The sequence below is a fragment of the Novosphingobium sp. SG751A genome (genome assembly GCF_013149295.1).
Taxonomy (GTDB): Bacteria; Pseudomonadota; Alphaproteobacteria; order Sphingomonadales; family Sphingomonadaceae; genus Novosphingobium.
In genome coordinates this window covers 104,950-120,672 of sequence record NZ_JABGCB010000007.1, presented here as the reverse complement: position 1 = coordinate 120,672, position 15,723 = coordinate 104,950, and the positions used below count along the sequence as shown (strand labels likewise).

14 protein-coding genes and 1 pseudogene are annotated in these 15,723 nt (G+C 64.2%); 8 read left to right on the top strand and 7 right to left on the bottom strand.

What is annotated here, in order from left to right; genetic code table 11:
- Nucleotides 1–8 precede the first annotated feature (8 nt).
- The 5 genes and pseudogenes from FHW96_RS26725 to FHW96_RS11135 all read right to left on the bottom strand — a co-directional run.
- A pseudogene (locus tag FHW96_RS26725) lies at nucleotides 9–857 on the bottom strand (tannase/feruloyl esterase family alpha/beta hydrolase); the annotation flags it as partial.
- A gap of 295 nt (nucleotides 858–1,152) precedes the next feature.
- A complete protein-coding gene (locus FHW96_RS11150) occupies nucleotides 1,153–1,608 on the bottom strand; it encodes a hypothetical protein (protein WP_172340648.1) in 456 nt (151 codons plus the stop codon).
- A gap of 112 nt (nucleotides 1,609–1,720) precedes the next feature.
- Nucleotides 1,721–3,658, bottom strand: coding sequence for a DUF885 family protein (locus FHW96_RS11145; RefSeq protein WP_371815690.1), 1,938 nt, complete (start codon nucleotides 3,656–3,658; stop codon nucleotides 1,721–1,723).
- A 44-nt stretch (nucleotides 3,659–3,702) separates the two neighbouring features.
- Nucleotides 3,703–3,873: a hypothetical protein gene (locus tag FHW96_RS11140; protein WP_172340647.1), complete on the bottom strand. Its 171-nt coding sequence runs from the start codon at nucleotides 3,871–3,873 to the stop codon at nucleotides 3,703–3,705.
- Between the two features lie 83 nt (nucleotides 3,874–3,956).
- Nucleotides 3,957–5,552 (bottom strand): isocitrate lyase, encoded by a 1,596-nt coding sequence (locus tag FHW96_RS11135; RefSeq protein ID WP_172340646.1) that lies wholly within the window; start codon nucleotides 5,550–5,552, stop codon nucleotides 3,957–3,959.
- Between the two features lie 180 nt (nucleotides 5,553–5,732).
- Here FHW96_RS11135 and FHW96_RS11130 point away from each other — a divergent pair, with 180 nt between their 5' ends.
- The gene (locus FHW96_RS11130; protein ID WP_172340645.1) at nucleotides 5,733–7,130 is read left to right on the top strand and encodes a short-chain fatty acyl-CoA regulator family protein; all 1,398 of its coding nucleotides are present in this window, start codon (nucleotides 5,733–5,735) and stop codon (nucleotides 7,128–7,130) included.
- 228 nt (nucleotides 7,131–7,358) lie between these two features.
- Here FHW96_RS11130 and FHW96_RS11125 read toward each other — a convergent pair whose 3' ends face one another.
- Nucleotides 7,359–8,270 carry a LysR family transcriptional regulator gene (locus FHW96_RS11125; protein ID WP_172340644.1) on the bottom strand — a complete coding sequence of 304 codons (912 nt, stop codon included), beginning with the start codon at nucleotides 8,268–8,270 and terminating at the stop codon, nucleotides 7,359–7,361.
- Between the two features lie 114 nt (nucleotides 8,271–8,384).
- Here FHW96_RS11125 and FHW96_RS11120 point away from each other — a divergent pair, with 114 nt between their 5' ends.
- The 4 genes from FHW96_RS11120 (at nucleotide 8,385) to FHW96_RS11105 (ending at nucleotide 11,397) form a co-directional block, all read left to right on the top strand.
- Complete coding sequence (locus tag FHW96_RS11120; protein ID WP_172340643.1) at nucleotides 8,385–9,083, top strand: pirin family protein; 699 nt, start codon at nucleotides 8,385–8,387, stop codon at nucleotides 9,081–9,083.
- 27 nt (nucleotides 9,084–9,110) lie between these two features.
- Complete coding sequence (locus FHW96_RS11115) at nucleotides 9,111–10,040, top strand: pirin family protein (RefSeq protein ID WP_172340642.1); 930 nt, start codon at nucleotides 9,111–9,113, stop codon at nucleotides 10,038–10,040.
- A gap of 123 nt (nucleotides 10,041–10,163) precedes the next feature.
- Nucleotides 10,164–10,616, top strand: a complete 453-nt coding sequence (locus FHW96_RS11110) for a cytochrome c (RefSeq protein ID WP_172340641.1) — start codon at nucleotides 10,164–10,166, stop codon at nucleotides 10,614–10,616.
- Nucleotides 10,617–10,686: 70 nt separating this feature from the next.
- Nucleotides 10,687–11,397 (top strand): cytochrome b/b6 domain-containing protein, encoded by a 711-nt coding sequence (locus tag FHW96_RS11105; RefSeq protein ID WP_172340640.1) that lies wholly within the window; start codon nucleotides 10,687–10,689, stop codon nucleotides 11,395–11,397.
- Between the two features lie 10 nt (nucleotides 11,398–11,407).
- Here the strand turns inward: FHW96_RS11105 and FHW96_RS11100 are convergent, their stop codons facing one another.
- A complete protein-coding gene (locus tag FHW96_RS11100) occupies nucleotides 11,408–12,451 on the bottom strand; it encodes an aldo/keto reductase (protein WP_172340639.1) in 1,044 nt (347 codons plus the stop codon).
- 216 nt (nucleotides 12,452–12,667) lie between these two features.
- Here FHW96_RS11100 and cysK point away from each other — a divergent pair, with 216 nt between their 5' ends.
- From cysK to ald, 3 genes are all read left to right on the top strand, one after another.
- Nucleotides 12,668–13,588, top strand: a complete 921-nt coding sequence (gene cysK, locus FHW96_RS11095; protein ID WP_172340638.1) for a cysteine synthase A — start codon at nucleotides 12,668–12,670, stop codon at nucleotides 13,586–13,588.
- Nucleotides 13,589–13,594: 6 nt separating this feature from the next.
- On the top strand, nucleotides 13,595–14,287 hold the full coding sequence (locus tag FHW96_RS11090) for a glutamine amidotransferase (RefSeq protein WP_172340637.1): 693 nt from the start codon (nucleotides 13,595–13,597) through the stop codon (nucleotides 14,285–14,287).
- A gap of 288 nt (nucleotides 14,288–14,575) precedes the next feature.
- Entirely contained in the window at nucleotides 14,576–15,691 is a 1,116-nt protein-coding gene (gene ald / locus FHW96_RS11085; protein WP_172340636.1) for an alanine dehydrogenase, read from the top strand.
- The last annotated feature ends 32 nt before the right edge of the window (nucleotides 15,692–15,723 follow it).

Here is a 15,723-nt window from a genome sequence, read left to right as displayed (position 1 = left end):
CCGTCCGTGGCCACGATGCCCGTGTCATAGGGGAAGGGTGAATAGAGCGCATGGCCCGCCTTGTCGCGCGGGGGCGCAAAGGCGCGCTCCAGCACTTCGGCCTGAAGCGGCGAGAGGCAATTCTGCGCCGCGCCGGGCGCGCAGATCAACGCGGCGGGGCGGAAATGGCAGGCCGCCACATTGGCGATCATGCCATCCTTGCGCCCGTCCAGCGCGTCGCATTGGTTCAACACGCCATCAAGGATTGTCTTGCGGTCGGCGGCGGAAAAGATCTGCGCAGGGATCGGCATTCCGGCCCCATCGCGCGGGGCGGCCTGATTGAAGGTGACGGCGGCATGGGTCGTGGCCAGATTGGAATTGCCGGTGCGCATCGCGGGCGCCCCCACCACCAGCCCGTCGAACAATTCGGGATAGCGCTGGGCCGCCAGCATCGTCTCGCGCCCGCCGGTGGAGCATCCCGCCATATAGGAACGCGCGATCGGGCGGCGGTAATAGGCCCGCGTGATCGCCTTGCCCAGCAGCGCCACTTCGCGCACCGAGCTTTCGGCGAAATCGAGCGCGGCGCGTTGGTCGACCATGAAATCCCTGTCGAAAACCGCACCCTTGTGGCCGCTGTCATGGCTGATGACGGCAAAGCCGCGCGCCAGAGCGGGGGTCTTTCCGGAGGCCGCCGCGCCGATGGGCGGGCGGATCGAGCCGTTCAGCCCGCCCCCGCCTTGCAGCAGAAAGCGCCCCTGCCAATTGGCGGGCAGGGCGATGGCAAAGCCGATGCCATAGGTCACGCCCTTCGATTGGCGGGCGTTGATCGTGCCTTCGACCCGGCAGTGGGCGGGCAGTTCGACCGGCGGCGCCCCCATGTCGCCCGGCGCGGAGCCCGCCGCCACCATCCGGGCCGAGGTGATCGCCACGCCGGGGCCGAAATTCTCGCGCGCCATGGCCGTGCAGGAATCGGCGGCCATGGCGGGGTTTGCGGCCAGCAACAGAGGTGTCAGCAGCAGGGCATGTCTGGCCGAAAGCTGGCGCGCAGAAAACTGGGGCATGTCGGGCGGTCCTCTCAACGCAGGTTTTTATCAACCTTCCGTTGTAAGGTATGACAATCCGACCCCGCCCAGACAAGAGTTTTCAGGCCCAAGAGTTTTCAGGCCCCAATCATCAGTGCAGCAAAATGTCCGCCGGGATTTCGAACGGGGCGCTGCCCGCCATCTGCCCCTGTGCGCTATTGAGCGCCTCTGCCAGCGCGCCAAGGCAGGCGAGCGTCAGGCTGGCCCCGCCCGCAGTGCTCTCTTCAAAACGATAGGGCAGCAGGATCGAGGCCAGCGGTGCGCCATCGGCCCCGCGTGACAGGCAAAATCCGCTGTCCTGTCCCATCAGCATCATGACCGCGCTTTCGGTCGCGCCCGCCGCCAGCATGGCCTCGATCCGGTCGCGCGCGGGGGGCGTCAGGCCCTGCAACAGCGCCAATTCCGGCGCATGGTCGATCAGATCGAGGAACAGGCGCAGCAGATGGATCTCCCGTCCGGCCTGAGCCCCTCTGATGGCATGGGCCAGTTCGTCCAGCCGGTGAAACCAATCCGAGCGATCCATCGGGATACCATTGCGCGAGCCCATTTTATTCCTTTCGTTGTCGCGCGGCTTTTTACACGATGGGTTTGCGGAGAAACTTGCGGCCACCCCCTGTATTTAGCGCTAGGCGGCCTTAACCAAAGGGCGGCCGGAAATCTTAACCACGAAGCCGCGCGGCGATGCGCTCGTCCACCCGCCGCTCCAGCATGGCCAGCGGCAGGATGCCGTCTTTGAGCACCTCGTGGAACCAGCCCATGTTGAATTTGGCCCCCAGCGCCTTTTGCGCCTTTTCGCGCTGAGCCACCCAGACATTGTGGCCGATCTTGTAGCTGCAGGCCTGTCCGATCATGCAGATATAGCGTTCGATCTCGCTCTGGCTGCGTCCGCGGACAAAGCCGGTGGTGTCCATCATATAGCGCGTGGCCTCCTCGCGGCTCCAGCGCTTGGCATGGATGCCGGTGTCCACCACCAATCGCGTGGCACGGAACAGCAGCGATTGCAGATAGCCCGCCTCGTCAAGGCCGGGCAGCGCGCCCAGTTCATAGGCCACCTGTTCGGCATAAAGCGCCCAGCCCTCGGCATAGGCCGAATTGAACGTGTTGCGCAGCAGGAGCGGCAGATTGCCCGCGCGCCGAATATAGGAGAGTTGCAGGTGATGGCCCGGCACGCCCTCGTGATAGGTCAGATCGGGCAGGCCATATTTGGGCCAGTTGGCGGTGTCGCGCAGGTTGATCCAGTAGATCGCGGGGCGCGAACCGTCGAAAGGGGCGCGGTAATAATAGCCATTGGGCGCGCCATCCTGAATTTCGACCGGCACGCGGCGGATTTCCAGTGGATCATTGGGCGGATCGTTAAACGCCGCGCCCAGCTTTTTCTGCATCGCCGCCACGCTCTGGTTCAGCCCGGCCAGCAGGGCGGCGCGGCCCTCGTCCGTATTGGGATAAAGCTGATCGGGGCGTTTGTTGAGCGCGGCCAGACGCGCGCCGATGGTCCCCTGCGTCATGCCATTGGCGCGCAGCACCTTGTCCAGCCGGGCCGAGAGGTCGGCCACCTGCGCAAGGCCGATCTTGTGGATCTCCTCGGGCGAGAAATTCGTGGTGGTCGCCTCGGCTAATGCTGCGGCATAGAGCGCCTCGCCATCCTTGACGCGCCAGATGCCGTCGCCCGCCGGGGTCTGGCCCTTCAGGCTTTCGACAAAGGCGATCTGGCGGTCGAGCGCGGGATAGACCTTGGCCGCGACGATGGCGGCGGCGCGCGCCTGCCAGTCGCCTGCGATGCCCGCCTTGGCCGCGCGCCGGGCCAGCGAGGTGGCCATGCCGCTCTCCTCCGGCTTTGCCCCGCGCAGCGCCCGCAATTGCCCCAGCGTCAGATCGAGCGACCAGACCGGGGCGACCAGCCCGCGCGCAATCCGCGATTTCTGCTTCTCGCTGTCCTGATCGATGGCCCGGTCAAACGCATCGAGCCGCGCCAGATAGGCGTCGGCATCCTCTTTCGTGTCGACCGGATGTTGGCTGTCGAGGAAATCGGGCACTTCGAAATAGGCGCCGTCGGCCTGCGAGAGGACATAGGGGTTCTCGACATTCTCGATGCCGAATTTGCCCGAGGCGATGGCGTGATCCTCATACCACAGCGCCAGCTCGCGCTGCTGTGCCACGGCGGGCGACAAAATGGCCGGGTTGATCGCGCGCAGCGCTCCGGCGGCCCAGCGGCGATGGGCCAGATAGCGTTCAACATTGGCCTGGCTGCGGTCGGTCAGCCGCGATTTGAGCGCGGCGCGTTCGCCCTTGTCCAGCCCCATCGAGGTGGCGTCCTGCGGCGAAAGGTCGAGGCGTTCGTAAAAGATCCGGTCGGTCAGCGCGACGAAATCGGTGTCACCATTTCCGGCGGCACGCGCCGCGACGGGCAAGGCTGCGGCCAGAGCGGCGCTTGCGCCCGAGGTGAGGCCAGATGAGAGGAATTCGCGTCTTTTCATGCCGATTGCCCCCGCAATATCCGTGACGGGCAGGGGTGTATCAGGATGCGCGTAATTGACAAAGATGAAAGTAGCGGCCCGCGCATAAAGGAAGGCCCGCCGGATCGCTCCGGCGGGCCCCAAGTCAACTCCTCCCCAGGAGTCTAAACGAAACTTGTTTTTCCGGCTTATCGGCGCGTCACGCTGCCCAACCGGTGATAAAGATTGGAGAACTTTGCAGTTCCCGGAGCATCTTCATGCTCGCGCAGGTAGAACAGTACCGCTTCCTGCAAGAGCCGGAAGTCCTCGGTCGAGAGGACGGCACGGGCGCGGGCGGGTTCGCGAACTTGGGTCGTCATCGTCTTTCTCCTCATGCAAGAAGGGTTGATAATTCAAAAAGTAGGGCGGCCCCGGCCTACTGAGGCCGCCCCTGCGGAGTGGATTACGCCGCGAATTGGTTCATCGTGTTGTGGACGCCGCCGGCCTTGAGCGCGGCTTCACCCGAGAAATATTCCTTGTGATCGTCGCCAATGTCGCTGCCCGACATGTTCTGGTGCTTCACACAGGCGATGCCCTGACGGATTTCCTGACGCTGCACGCCCTTGACGTAACCCAGCATGCCGGCCTCGCCGAAGTATTCCTTGGCCAGATTGTCGGTGCTGAGCGCCGCGGTGTGATAGGTGGGCAGGGTGATCAGGTGGTGGAAGATCCCCGCCTGAGCCGCTGCGTCACGCTGGAAGGTGCGGATGCGTTCGTCGGCTTCGATGGCCAGTTCGGTGGCGTCATAATCGACGCTCATCAAACGGGCGCGGTCATAGGCCGACACATCCTTGCCTGCTTCCACCCACGCATCGAACACCTGCTGGCGGAAGTTCAGCGTCCAGTTGAACGAGGGGCTGTTGTTATACACCAGCTTTGCGTTCGGGATCACCTCGCGGATGCGGCTGACCATGCCGCCGATCTGGCCGATATGCGGCTTTTCGGTTTCGATCCACAACAGGTCCGCGCCGTTCTGAAGGCTGGTGATGCTGTCGAGAACGCAGCGGTCTTCCCCGGTGCCAGTGCGGAACTGGAACAGGTTAGAGGGCAGGCGCTTGGGACGCATCAGCTTGCCTTCGCGAGTGATCAGCACGTCGCCGTGGGTGATCTGATCGGCGGTCACTTCGTCGCAGTCGAGGAAGCTGTTGTACTGATCGCCAATGTCGCCCTTTTCGCGGACAAAAGCGATCTGCTTGGTCAGCCCCGCGCCCAGCGAGTCGGTGCGGGCCACGATCACACCATCGTCAACGCCCAGTTCGAGGAAGGCGTAACGCACCGCGCGGATCTTCGCGAGGAAGTCTTCGTGCGGAACGGTAACCTTGCCGTCCTGGTGGCCGCACTGCTTTTCATCCGAAACCTGATTTTCGATCTGGATGCAGCAGGCGCCCGCTTCGATGAACTTCTTGGCCAGCAGATAGGTGGCTTCGGCATTGCCGAAACCGGCGTCGATATCCGCGATGATCGGAACGATATGCGTCTGGAACTCGTCGATCTTGTGCAGGAGACGATGGGTATTGACCGCATCGCCGGCTGCCTTGGCGGCGTCGAGTTCGCGGAACAGACCGCCCAGTTCGCGGGCATCGGCCTGACGCAGGAAGGTGTAAAGTTCCTCGATCAGATCCGACACGCTGGTTTTTTCATGCATCGACTGGTCCGGCAACGGGCCAAACTCGCTGCGCAGTGCGGCCACCATCCAGCCCGAAAGATAGAGGTAGCGGCCCTTGGTGCTGCCGAAATGCTTCTTGATGCTGATCAGCTTCTGCTGACCGATGAACCCGTGCCAGCAGCCCAGCGACTGGGTGTAATTGGCCGGGTCCGCATCATAGGCGGCCATGTCGGCGCGCATGATCTTGGCGGTATAGCGCGCAATGTCGAGACCCGTGCGGAAGCGGTTCTGAAGGCGCATGCGGGCCACATTGGCCGCATCGATGCCGCTCCACGTGTCGGTGTTAGGACCAATGGCCGTGTTGGCTTCGGCGATGGTGGACTGATACGTCATGGCTTCAACTCCCGCTGGGTGTAACGCGCCCATGAATGAATGGGTGTCTGCGTTGTTGAAGCCTGTTTATGCCGGGTCGCGATTCGAGAAAATTGGTGGCGAGGTGCGGCTGTAAAACTTTACAGCTTTTGTCTGTAAAGTTGTATAGGCATGACAAGTCAACCATGAGAGGATGCCGCCATGTCCGGACCTAAGCCTTTGTATATGGGCCCCCGACTCAAACGCCTGCGCCGCGAGCTGGGCCTGACGCAGCAGGCGATGGCGGCCGATCTGGAGATCTCGCCCTCCTATGTCGCGCTGCTCGAGCGCAACCAGCGGCCCTTTACCGCCGATCTCGTGCTGCGCCTCGCGCGGGCTTACCGCCTCGACCTCGACGATCTGGGCGGCGACGAGGGCGCCGATTATGGCCGCCGGTTGCAGGACGTGCTGCGCGATCCGATCTTTGCCGATATCGACCTGCCCGCGCTGGAGGTTGCCGATCTGGCCACCTCCTTCCCCGGCATTTCCGAGGCCTTGCTGCGGCTCCACGGCGCCTATACGCGCGAACAGGCTGCCCTTGCCGACCTTTCTGCGGGCGGTGGCAGCCAGACGCCTGACCCTGTGGCCGAGGCGCGGCGCTTCATTTCCTCGCGCCGTAACTGGTTCCCCTCGCTCGATGCGCGCGCCGAGGGCATCGCCGCTCTGGTGGCCGAATCGGGCGATCCCAAAGCCTATCTGGCCCAGCGCCACGGCATCCGCACCCGCAGCCTGCCCGACCATGTGATGATGGGCGCGATCCGCCGCTTTGACCGGCATAATCAGCAATTGCTGCTGGTCGATACGCTCTCGGCCAATACGGCGCGGTTTCAGGCGGCGCTGCAAATCGCCTATCAGGAATGCCGGGGCGACATCAACGCCCTGACCCGCGAGGGCGGGTTCGCCAGCCAGACGACATCGAACCTGATTCGCCGCGCGCTGGCGGGCTATGTCGCCGCCGCGATCCTGATGCCCTATGACGCCTTCGCCCGCGCGGTCGAGGAGCGCCGCTATGACATCGAGGCCGTCGCCCGCCTGTTCGGCACGAGTTTTGAACAAACCGCCCACCGCATGACCACGCTGCACAAGCCGGGCGCGGAAAAAGTGCCCTTCTTCTTCCTGCGCCTCGATGCAGCGGGCAATATCTCGAAAAGGCTCGATGGCGCGGGCTTCCCCTTCGCCTCCCACGGCGGCGGATGCCCGCTCTGGAATGTCCACGATGCCTTTGCCGCGCCGGGCCGCGTCCACACCCAATGGCTCGAACTGCCCGATGGCCAGCGCTTCTTCTCCATCGCCCGCACAGTCGAATCGGGCGGCGGAGGTTATCGCCAGCCCCGCATCCTGCGCGCCGTTGCCCTTGCCTGCGCCGCCGAACATGCGCCCCGTCTGATCTATGCCGAAGGGGCCGATCCGCGCCGCGTCGAGGCAGCGCCCATCGGGGTGTCGTGTCGCTTGTGTCATCGCCCCGATTGTGCGGCGCGGGCCTTGCCCCCCATCGGGCGTGAGGTGATGGCGGAGGATTATCGCCGGGGGGTGGCGCCGTTTGGGTTGGCGGAGAGTTAGAAAGGTTTTGCCTCCGGCGGGCAAAGGGACTCGTCCCTTTGCAATCCCATTTTTGGGGTGGTGGCAAGATCGCCGGGGTGGGCCATATCATTAAAGCCTGCGGCGCGGAGAGGGCGACCCTAAAGTTAAAGCCCCAGCGCCCAACACCCAATGCTGAACCCTATGCGCAACGCAGGCAGTAACGGAAGCGCGAGGGTCTGGACCCTCGCATCTAAACCCTTACCCCCTTCAATCCCTGGCCCACTCCGCCCCCGCCAGCCTCCCGGCCAGAAACTCGATCAACGCCACCACCCGCGCAGGCCGCAAGCTGCCCGGCGGTGTGACCAGATGCAGCGCAATATCGGGGATGCGCCATTCGGGCAGGACTTCGACCAGAGCCCCGCTGGAGAGATGTTCCCAGACCATGAAGTCGGGCTGGAGCGCCATGCCCTTGCCCGCCAGCAGCGCGGGGGTGAGGGCATCGGCATTGTTGGCCGAGAGGCGGCTTTCGACGGTGACGATATAGTCGCCCTGCGAAACATGCGAAAACCGCCACACCCCCGGCGTGGCCAGATTGGAGTAGAGCAGCGCGGGCAGGGCGGCCAGATCGCGCGGGTGCTCCGGTGCGCCATGGGCGGCCAGAAAGCCGGGGCTGGCCACCAGCGGTCGGCGCACTTTGCACAGGCGACGCGCGCGCAGCGAGCTATCCTCCAGCCCCGCGATGCGCAGCACCACGTCATGCCCGCCCCCCACCACATCGACCAGCGCATCCGACAGATCGAGATCGACGTAAACCTGCGGATAGGCCGCCATGAATTCCGGCAGGATCGGCGCGACATGGCGCAGGCCGAAACTCATCGGCACGGCAAGGCGCACGGTGCCGCGCGGGGTGAGCCCTTGCGCGCTGGCCTCGGCCTCGGCGGCCTCGCCATCGGACAGGATGCGGCGTGCGCGGTCCAGCACACCCTTGCCGCTCTCGGTCAGCGCAAGGCGGCGCGAGGTGCGATGCAGCAGCGGCACGCCAAGTCGCATTTCCAGCCGCGTCATCGCCTTGGACACGGTGGGTTTGGACAGGCCCAAGGCCCCCGCCGCCCCGGCAAACGATCCATGCTCGACCACCTTGGCAAAGATCGCCCATGCCTCAAGATCCGGCAAGCTCATTGGTAAAATCCTTTCACCGATGCTTTTCCATCATTGCCATTTCTTTGCGCGGCGCAATCCCTATCTTGGCCCCAACAGCCGCGTATCCATACAGCGGCGCACTGGAGAAAGCCGATGATCGATCTTCGCCCCTTTGCCGGCCTTGGCCATGCCAATCATGGCTGGCTGGACGCCAATCACCATTTTTCCTTCGCCGATTATTACGACCCCGCCCGTATGCAGTGGGGGCCTCTGCGTGTGTGGAACGACGATACGATCGCGCCCAAGTCGGGCTTTCCGCCGCATCCGCACCGCGACATGGAAATCATCACCTATGTCCGCACCGGGGCGATCACGCATAAGGACAGCCTGGGCAACACCGGCCGTACCGCCGCCGGCGACGTTCAGGTGATGAGCGCGGGCGAGGGCATCACCCATGCCGAATATAACCTTGAGGACGAGGTGACCACGCTGTTCCAGATCTGGATCCAGCCCGCCACGCGCGGCGGCGCGCCAAGCTGGGGCGCCAAGCAATTCCCGCGCGGCGATCGCGCCGGGCAAATGGTCGTGCTGGCCAGCGGTTATGGCGACGATGCCGACGCCCTGCCGATCCGCACGCAGGGGCGCGTTCTGGGCGCCACGATCCGCGCGGGCGAGAGCGTCGATTACCCGCTTGGGGCAGAGCGTAAGGCCTATCTGGTGTCGGCCACCGGCCGGATCGAGGTCAATGGCATTGCCGCCCAGCCCCGCGATGGCGTGGCCATTGCCGATGAGGAAAATCTGCGTATCACCGCTTTGGATGATGCCGAAATCGTGCTGGTCGAAACCGCATAAAGCGCCCGGAAAGAAGGAGAGGCCCCCATGACCGATCTTACGCCTGATTTTGCCGCCAACAGCCCCGTCGAGATGATGATCGTGCCGCCCCTGCGCGATCTGGGCGATGGGTTCAATGTCCGCCGCGCTTTGCCCAATGCCGGGCGGCGGATGGTGGGGCCTTTCATTTTCCTCGACCAGATGGGGCCGGTGGCCTTTACCCCCGATCAGGCGCTGGACGTGCGGCCCCATCCCCATATCGGCCTTGCCACGCTGACCTATCTGCTGGACGGGGCGATCATGCACAAGGACTCGCTGGGCAGTGAGCAGGTGATCGAACCGGGCGCGGTCAATTGGATGACGGCGGGGCAGGGCATCGTCCATTCCGAGCGGACGCCAGAGGGCCTGCGCGGCCAGCAGGGCGGGCTGTTCGGTTTGCAGACATGGCTGGCGCTGCCCACGCAATATGAGGAAACCGCGCCCGAATTCTTTCACTATGGCGCCGGGGGCATCCCGCGCGATGGCGACAAGGGTTTCCATCTTTCGGTGATCGCCGGGCAGATTGACGGGATGGTCTCGCCGGTCAAGACCTATTCCGATGTGCTTTGCGGTGATCTGGTGCTTGTCCCGGGCGGGCGTTACCGTCTGGCCGCCGATCATGTTGAACGCGCCGCCTATGTGGTGCATGGCGAGGTTGCCGTCGAGGGGCAGGAGGGCAGCTTTGCCACCAGTCAGCTTATCATCTTCAAGCCCGGCGCCGAGGTGGTGATCTCCAGCGCGAACGGTGCCCGCATCTTCCTGATCGGGGGCGAGCCTTTTGCCGAAAAACGCTATGTTTACTGGAATTTCGTTTCCAGCCGCGCCGACCGCATCGAACAGGCCAAGCAGGATTGGCGCGAGGGTCGCTTTGGCCCGGTGCCGGGCGAGCATGAATTTATCCCCCTGCCTGAGGACGTTCCGGGGGTGAAACTCAAGTGAGCATCAGCATTTTGAATACATTTGACGACATTCCGAGACTTGACTTTACCATGGCCAGAAGCGACCCCTAAGGCTGGTCGGGGGCGGCTTTTGCGCTGTGCCCGAAAGAGATCGGGAGAATTTATGCGCAAGATTTCGATGATGATTGGCGCGCTCGCGCTGGGCGTGGCCGTGGCGGCTCAGGCGGCGGCTCCGGCCCAGACCATTGAAGCGCGTCAGAAGTCGCTCAAGGAAATGGGCAAGGCGATGAAGGGCGCGGGCGATTCGTTCAAGTCGGGCACGCCTGACGCCGCCATCATCAAGGCCAGCGCCACCACCGTTGCCGGTTATGCCGACAAGCTGGGCACTTGGTTCCCCAAGGGCACCGGCGCGGAAAGCGGCGTGAAGACCGCCGCCAAGGCTGAAATCTGGACCGATCAGGCTGGTTTCAAGAAGGCCGCTGCTGATTTCTCGGCTGCTGCCAAGGGTTTCAAGACCGCCGCTGACTCGGGCGATCTGGCCGCTGCGGGCAAGGCGATGGGCACGCTGGGCGGCACCTGCAAGGGTTGCCATGAAAAGTTCAAGAACAAGGACTGATCGGTCCTTTTGAGCTGAAATTCTGGGGCGCCCGGCCAAGGTCGGGCGCCTTTTTGATGGGGGGTCCATTATGGATCAGAACAAGTCGCTGACCATCCGGCTATGGGATCTGCCGGTGCGTCTGTTTCACTGGAGCGTGGTGTTGCTCGTGCCCGCGATGTGGGCCACGTATAAGGCGGGCAAGATGGACCTGCATATCAAGCTGGGCATCGCGCTGGTGTTCATCGTGGGCTTTCGCATCATCTGGGGTTTTCTGGGCAGCCAGACCGCGCGCTTTGCCAGCTTTGTAAAAGGGCCGGGCGCGATCCTGGCCTATCTGCGCAGCGGCCGCGGGGCCGATGGCGGCCCGGTGATCGGCCATAATCCGCTGGGCGCGCTTTCGGTGCTGGGCCTGCTGGGGCTGATGGCGGCGCAGGTCACGCTGGGCCTGTTTGCCACCGATACTGACGCCACCTATTCGGGGCCGCTCAATTATTGGGTGGGGTCCGATCTGGCCGAAAAACTGACCGATCTGCACGAGGTCGGGTTTAACCTGATCGTGCTGATGGTGATTATCCATCTGGGCGCGGTCATCTTTTACACCGTGGCGAAGAAGGAGCGGCTGGTGCCCCCGATGGTGACGGGCAAAAAGACCTATGAAGAACCCGTGGAGCAGCCCAAGGGCGCGCCGCTGTGGCGCCTTGCCATTGCGTTGGTGTTGGCCGGGGGCTTGACCTGGTGGGTCTATCATGGCGGCCATTTCGTGCCACCGCCGCCCCCGGCTTACGATATCAGCTATTAAGGGCCTATAATCAGGGGCAGGGGTCCGGATAGAGGTTGTAAACTTCGTTGATCGCCGTCAGCGCTTCCTCCGGCAGGGGGGTGAGGCTGGCGGCGATGTCGGTTTTAAGCTGCTCGACACTGGTCGCCCCGATGATCGAACTGGTGACGAAGGGACGGCTGTAGACGAAGGCCAGCGCCAGTTGCACCGGGGTCAGGCCAAAGGATTGCGCCACGGCCACATAGCGCGCGGCGGCCTGCTGCTGGTTCACGGTGAAATAGCGGGTGAACTGTTTGGCCACATCGACGCGCGAACCGGGCGGCACCACCCCGCCCAGATATTTACCCGACAGATGCCCGGCGGCCAGCGGCGAATAGGCCAGCAGGCCCACGCCTTCGCGCAGGGCAAATTCCGACAGGCCCACTTCGAACACGCGGTTGAGCAGATTATAGGCGTTCTGGATCGAGGCCACGCGCGGCAGGCCCTTGTCGCGGTGCAGGCGCAGCGCCTCGGACACACCCCATGGCGTCTCGTTCGAGACGCCAAAGGCGCGGATCTTGCCCGCCTTGACCAGATCCTCCAGCACGGAAATGGTTTCCTCCAGCGCCACGGCCTCGGGCGCATCGGTGAGCGCCTGCGTGCCGCGCCCGCCGAACATCGGCACGCTGCGGTCGGGCCAGTGGAGCTGATAGAGGTCGAGATAATCGGTCTGGAGCCGCTTCAGGCTGCCCTCGATGGCCTCCTCGATATTGCGCCGGTCGAGCCGGTTGTCGCCCCCGCGCAGAGGGAAGAAGCGCGAGGGGCCGGAGACCTTGCTGGCCAGCACGATTTTGTCGCGCTTGCCCGACCCGGCGATCCACGTGCCCAGATATTCCTCGGTGCGGCCAAAGGTTTCCGGGCGCGTGGGGGTGACGGGATACATCTCGGCGGTGTCGAGAAAATTGATGCCATGGTCGAGCGCAACCTCGATCTGTTCATGCGCTTCAGCTTCGGTGTTCTGCGAGCCGAAGGTCATGGTGCCAAGGCAGACGGCGCTGACCGAGAGGCCGGTGGTGCCAAGCGGGCGATAATCCATGCGGGGATAATTCCTGATTGGGGGGAAGGGGATAGGAGGCCCCAAGATAGGAAGTCGGGGCCGGTTCATCCAGAGGGATAAAGCGCGATTTGTGCGCCGACAAGAAAACTCTACTGGATTAGTTGTCATTGAGGATTAATCAGAACCGGTCCATGGCTTGAGCGCCAGAAGATCAGGCGCGGCAGGAATGCGCCAGCAAGAGGAAAGGCAAGACCGATGAAGGCCGATTCGATTCTCGCAACCATTGGCGGCACGCCCCATGTGCGCCTCTCGCGTCTGTTTCCCGATCACGAGGTTTGGGTAAAGAGCGAGCGCGGCAACCCCGGCGGGTCGATCAAGGACCGCATCGCGCTGGCCATGATCGAGGCGGCCGAGGCCGACGGCACGCTGGCACCGGGCGGCACGATCATCGAGCCCACCAGCGGCAACACCGGCATCGGCCTTGCGCTGGTCGCCGCCGTTAAGGGTTACAAGCTGATCCTGGTCATGCCCGAAAGCATGAGCATCGAGCGCCGCCGCCTGATGCTGGCCTATGGTGCCAGCTTTGACCTGACCCCGCGCGAAAAGGGCATGAAGGGCGCGATCGAGCGCGCCAAGGAACTGGCCGCGGAAATCCCCGGCGCATGGATCCCGCAACAGTTTGAAAATGGCGCCAACCCCGCCGTTCACGCCCGCACCACGGCGCAGGAAATCCTTGCCGATTTCGCCGATACGCCCATTGACGCAGTGATCACCGGCGTGGGCACCGGCGGCCATCTGACCGGCGTTGCCGAAGCGCTGAAACCCGTCTGGCCGGGCCTGAAGGCTTATGCGGTCGAACCCACCCTCTCGCCCGTCATCAGCGGCGGCCAGCCCGCGCCCCACCCGATTCAGGGCATTGGTGCGGGCTTCATCCCGGCCAACCTGCACACAGCGTCCATCGACGGCGTGATTCAGGTGGACCCGGCCGATGCCAAGGAATGGGCGCGCCGCTCGGCCCGCGAGGAAGGCATTCTTGTGGGCATTTCCAGCGGTGCCACGCTGGCTGCCATCGCCCAGAAGCTCAAGGAACTGCCCGCGGGCAGCCGCGTCCTCGGCTTCAACTATGACACCGGTGAGCGCTATCTCTCGGTGCCGGACTTCCTGCCCGAACCCTGAGAAACGATGAAGAAAGCCCTTATCATCCGCCACGTCCCCTATGAGGGCGTGGCGGGCTATCGCGCCCCCATCGAAGCGGCCGGATATGATGTGGATCGCATCGATGTGGCCGATCCCGCCTTTGCCTCGCTCGACCTGCGCGAGCCTGACCTGCTGATCATGATGGGCGGCCCGATGGGCGTTTATGAGCAGGAACAGCACCCATGGATCCGCTGCCAGATGCGCCGCCTTGCCATGCGGCTGGAGGCGGACCGCCCGACGCTGGGCGTGTGCTTTGGCGCGCAGATGATGGCCGCCGCGCTGGGGGCCGAGGTCTATCCCGGCCCGCGCAAGGAAGTGGGCTTTCACCCCGTCCACGTCCACGCCAAGGACAGCCCGCTGCGCCATATCGAAGGCGTGCCCGTGCTGCACTGGCACGGCGACACGTTCACCCGGCCCGAAGGCGTCGAACTGCTGGCCGCCAGCCACGTCTATGACCATCAGGCCTTTCGCCGGGGGCGCAACATACTCGCGCTGCAATTCCACGCCGAAATGGGCATGGACCCGCGCTTTGACGCATGGATCGAGCAATGGCCCGAAAGCGTGGTCGAAGCGGGCGGCACCGAGACGGACCTGCGCGCGGCTCATGCCGAGCTGGGGCCCAAGGCCGTGGCAGCCGGGCGGGCGATGATTGCGGAGTGGTTGGAGGGGGTGGGGTAACGCTGGGGTTTTATGCCCCCGGCGGGCAAAGGGACTTGTCCCTTTGCAATCCCGTTAATGGGGTGGTGCAACATCGCGGCTTGGTGGTTTGTGCCATGGTTTTAAAGCCTGCTGCGCGGATAGGCTGCGCTAAAGGCGCCGCAGGCTTTCAAACTTCGGACATCGCGTCCGACACAAGACGCCGAACCCATGGCGCAACGCAGACAGTAATGGGAGCGCGAGGGTCTAGACCCTCGCATTTCCCCTTTCTCCTCCCCATCTAGACCGCACCATCAAGGAGTCCGCCCCATGATCGTCGGCACTGTCAAAGAGATCAAGAACCACGAATACCGCGTCGGCCTGACGCCGGAGAGCGCGGTCGAACTGGCCGTTCATGGCCACACGGTGCTGGTCGAGACGGGCGCGGGCCTTGGTATAGGCGCCACCGATGCCGATTATGCGGCGGCGGGCGCGCAGATTATCGCCACCCCTGCCGAGGTCTTTGCCCGCGCCGATATGGTGGTCAAGGTCAAGGAGCCGCAGGCGGGTGAGCGGGCGATGCTGCGCGAGGGGCAGGTGCTGTTCACCTATCTCCATCTGGCCCCCGATCCCGCCCAGACCGCCGATCTCATTCAATCGCGCGCCGTGTGCATCGCCTATGAAACCGTCACCGATGCCCAAGGCGGCCTGCCCTTGCTCAAGCCCATGTCGCAGGTGGCCGGGCGTATGGCGATACAGGCGGGGGCCAACGCGCTGGAAAAGGCCCATGGCGGGCGCGGGGTTTTGCTGGGCGGCGTGCCGGGGGTGGCCCCGGCGCGGGTGGTGGTGATCGGCGGCGGCGTGGTGGGGTTTAACGCGGCGGAAATGGCGGTGGGCCTTTGCGCCGATGTGACGATTCTTGATCGCAGCGCCTCGGTGCTCGAACGGCTTTCAACCCATTTCGGCGCGCGGGCCAAAACGCTTTATTCCAGCCGCGCCAATCTGGCCGCCGCCGTTGCGGGCGCGGATCTGGTGATCGGGGCGGTGCTGGTTCCGGGCGCCGCCGCGCCCCGGCTGGTGACGCGGGCCATGCTTTCCACCATGCAGCCGGGCGCGGTGCTGGTCGATGTGGCCATCGATCAGGGCGGCTGCTTTGAAACCAGCCATGCCACCACCCATGCCGACCCGACCTATATCGTCGATGGTATCGTCCATTATGCGGTGGCCAATATGCCCGGCGCCGTGGCGCGCACCAGCACTTATGCGCTGAACAACGCCACGCTGCCCCATGCCCTTACCATCGCCGATCTGGGCTGGCGCGAGGCGCTGCGCCGCAATCGGCATTTGCTGGACGGGCTCAATGTGTGGGATGGGCGGATCACCTGCGCGGCGGTGGCCGAAGCGCTGGACTATCCCGCCGTGGCGCCTGAGGCCGCGCTGGAGTGACGTTAGCCATTCCTTGGCATTCTGGGCTTACA

What these genes read in the sequence shown, in the direction of transcription:
- ald (WP_172340636.1), top strand. Translation starts at nt 14,576, where the DNA reads ATGATCGTCGGCACTGTCAAAGAGATCAAGAACCACGAATACCGCGTC.
- FHW96_RS11150 (WP_172340648.1), bottom strand. Translation starts at nt 1,608, where the DNA reads ATGGGCTCGCGCAATGGTATCCCGATGGATCGCTCGGATTGGTTTCAC.
- FHW96_RS11120 (WP_172340643.1), top strand. Translation starts at nt 8,385, where the DNA reads ATGATCGATCTTCGCCCCTTTGCCGGCCTTGGCCATGCCAATCATGGC.
- FHW96_RS11105 (WP_172340640.1), top strand. Translation starts at nt 10,687, where the DNA reads ATGGATCAGAACAAGTCGCTGACCATCCGGCTATGGGATCTGCCGGTG.
- FHW96_RS11125 (WP_172340644.1), bottom strand. Translation starts at nt 8,270, where the DNA reads ATGAGCTTGCCGGATCTTGAGGCATGGGCGATCTTTGCCAAGGTGGTC.
- FHW96_RS11130 (WP_172340645.1), top strand. Translation starts at nt 5,733, where the DNA reads ATGTCCGGACCTAAGCCTTTGTATATGGGCCCCCGACTCAAACGCCTG.
- cysK (WP_172340638.1), top strand. Translation starts at nt 12,668, where the DNA reads ATGAAGGCCGATTCGATTCTCGCAACCATTGGCGGCACGCCCCATGTG.
- FHW96_RS11135 (WP_172340646.1), bottom strand. Translation starts at nt 5,552, where the DNA reads ATGACGTATCAGTCCACCATCGCCGAAGCCAACACGGCCATTGGTCCT.
- FHW96_RS11090 (WP_172340637.1), top strand. Translation starts at nt 13,595, where the DNA reads ATGAAGAAAGCCCTTATCATCCGCCACGTCCCCTATGAGGGCGTGGCG.
- FHW96_RS11100 (WP_172340639.1), bottom strand. Translation starts at nt 12,451, where the DNA reads ATGGATTATCGCCCGCTTGGCACCACCGGCCTCTCGGTCAGCGCCGTC.
- FHW96_RS11110 (WP_172340641.1), top strand. Translation starts at nt 10,164, where the DNA reads ATGCGCAAGATTTCGATGATGATTGGCGCGCTCGCGCTGGGCGTGGCC.
- FHW96_RS11140 (WP_172340647.1), bottom strand. Translation starts at nt 3,873, where the DNA reads ATGACGACCCAAGTTCGCGAACCCGCCCGCGCCCGTGCCGTCCTCTCG.
- FHW96_RS11115 (WP_172340642.1), top strand. Translation starts at nt 9,111, where the DNA reads ATGACCGATCTTACGCCTGATTTTGCCGCCAACAGCCCCGTCGAGATG.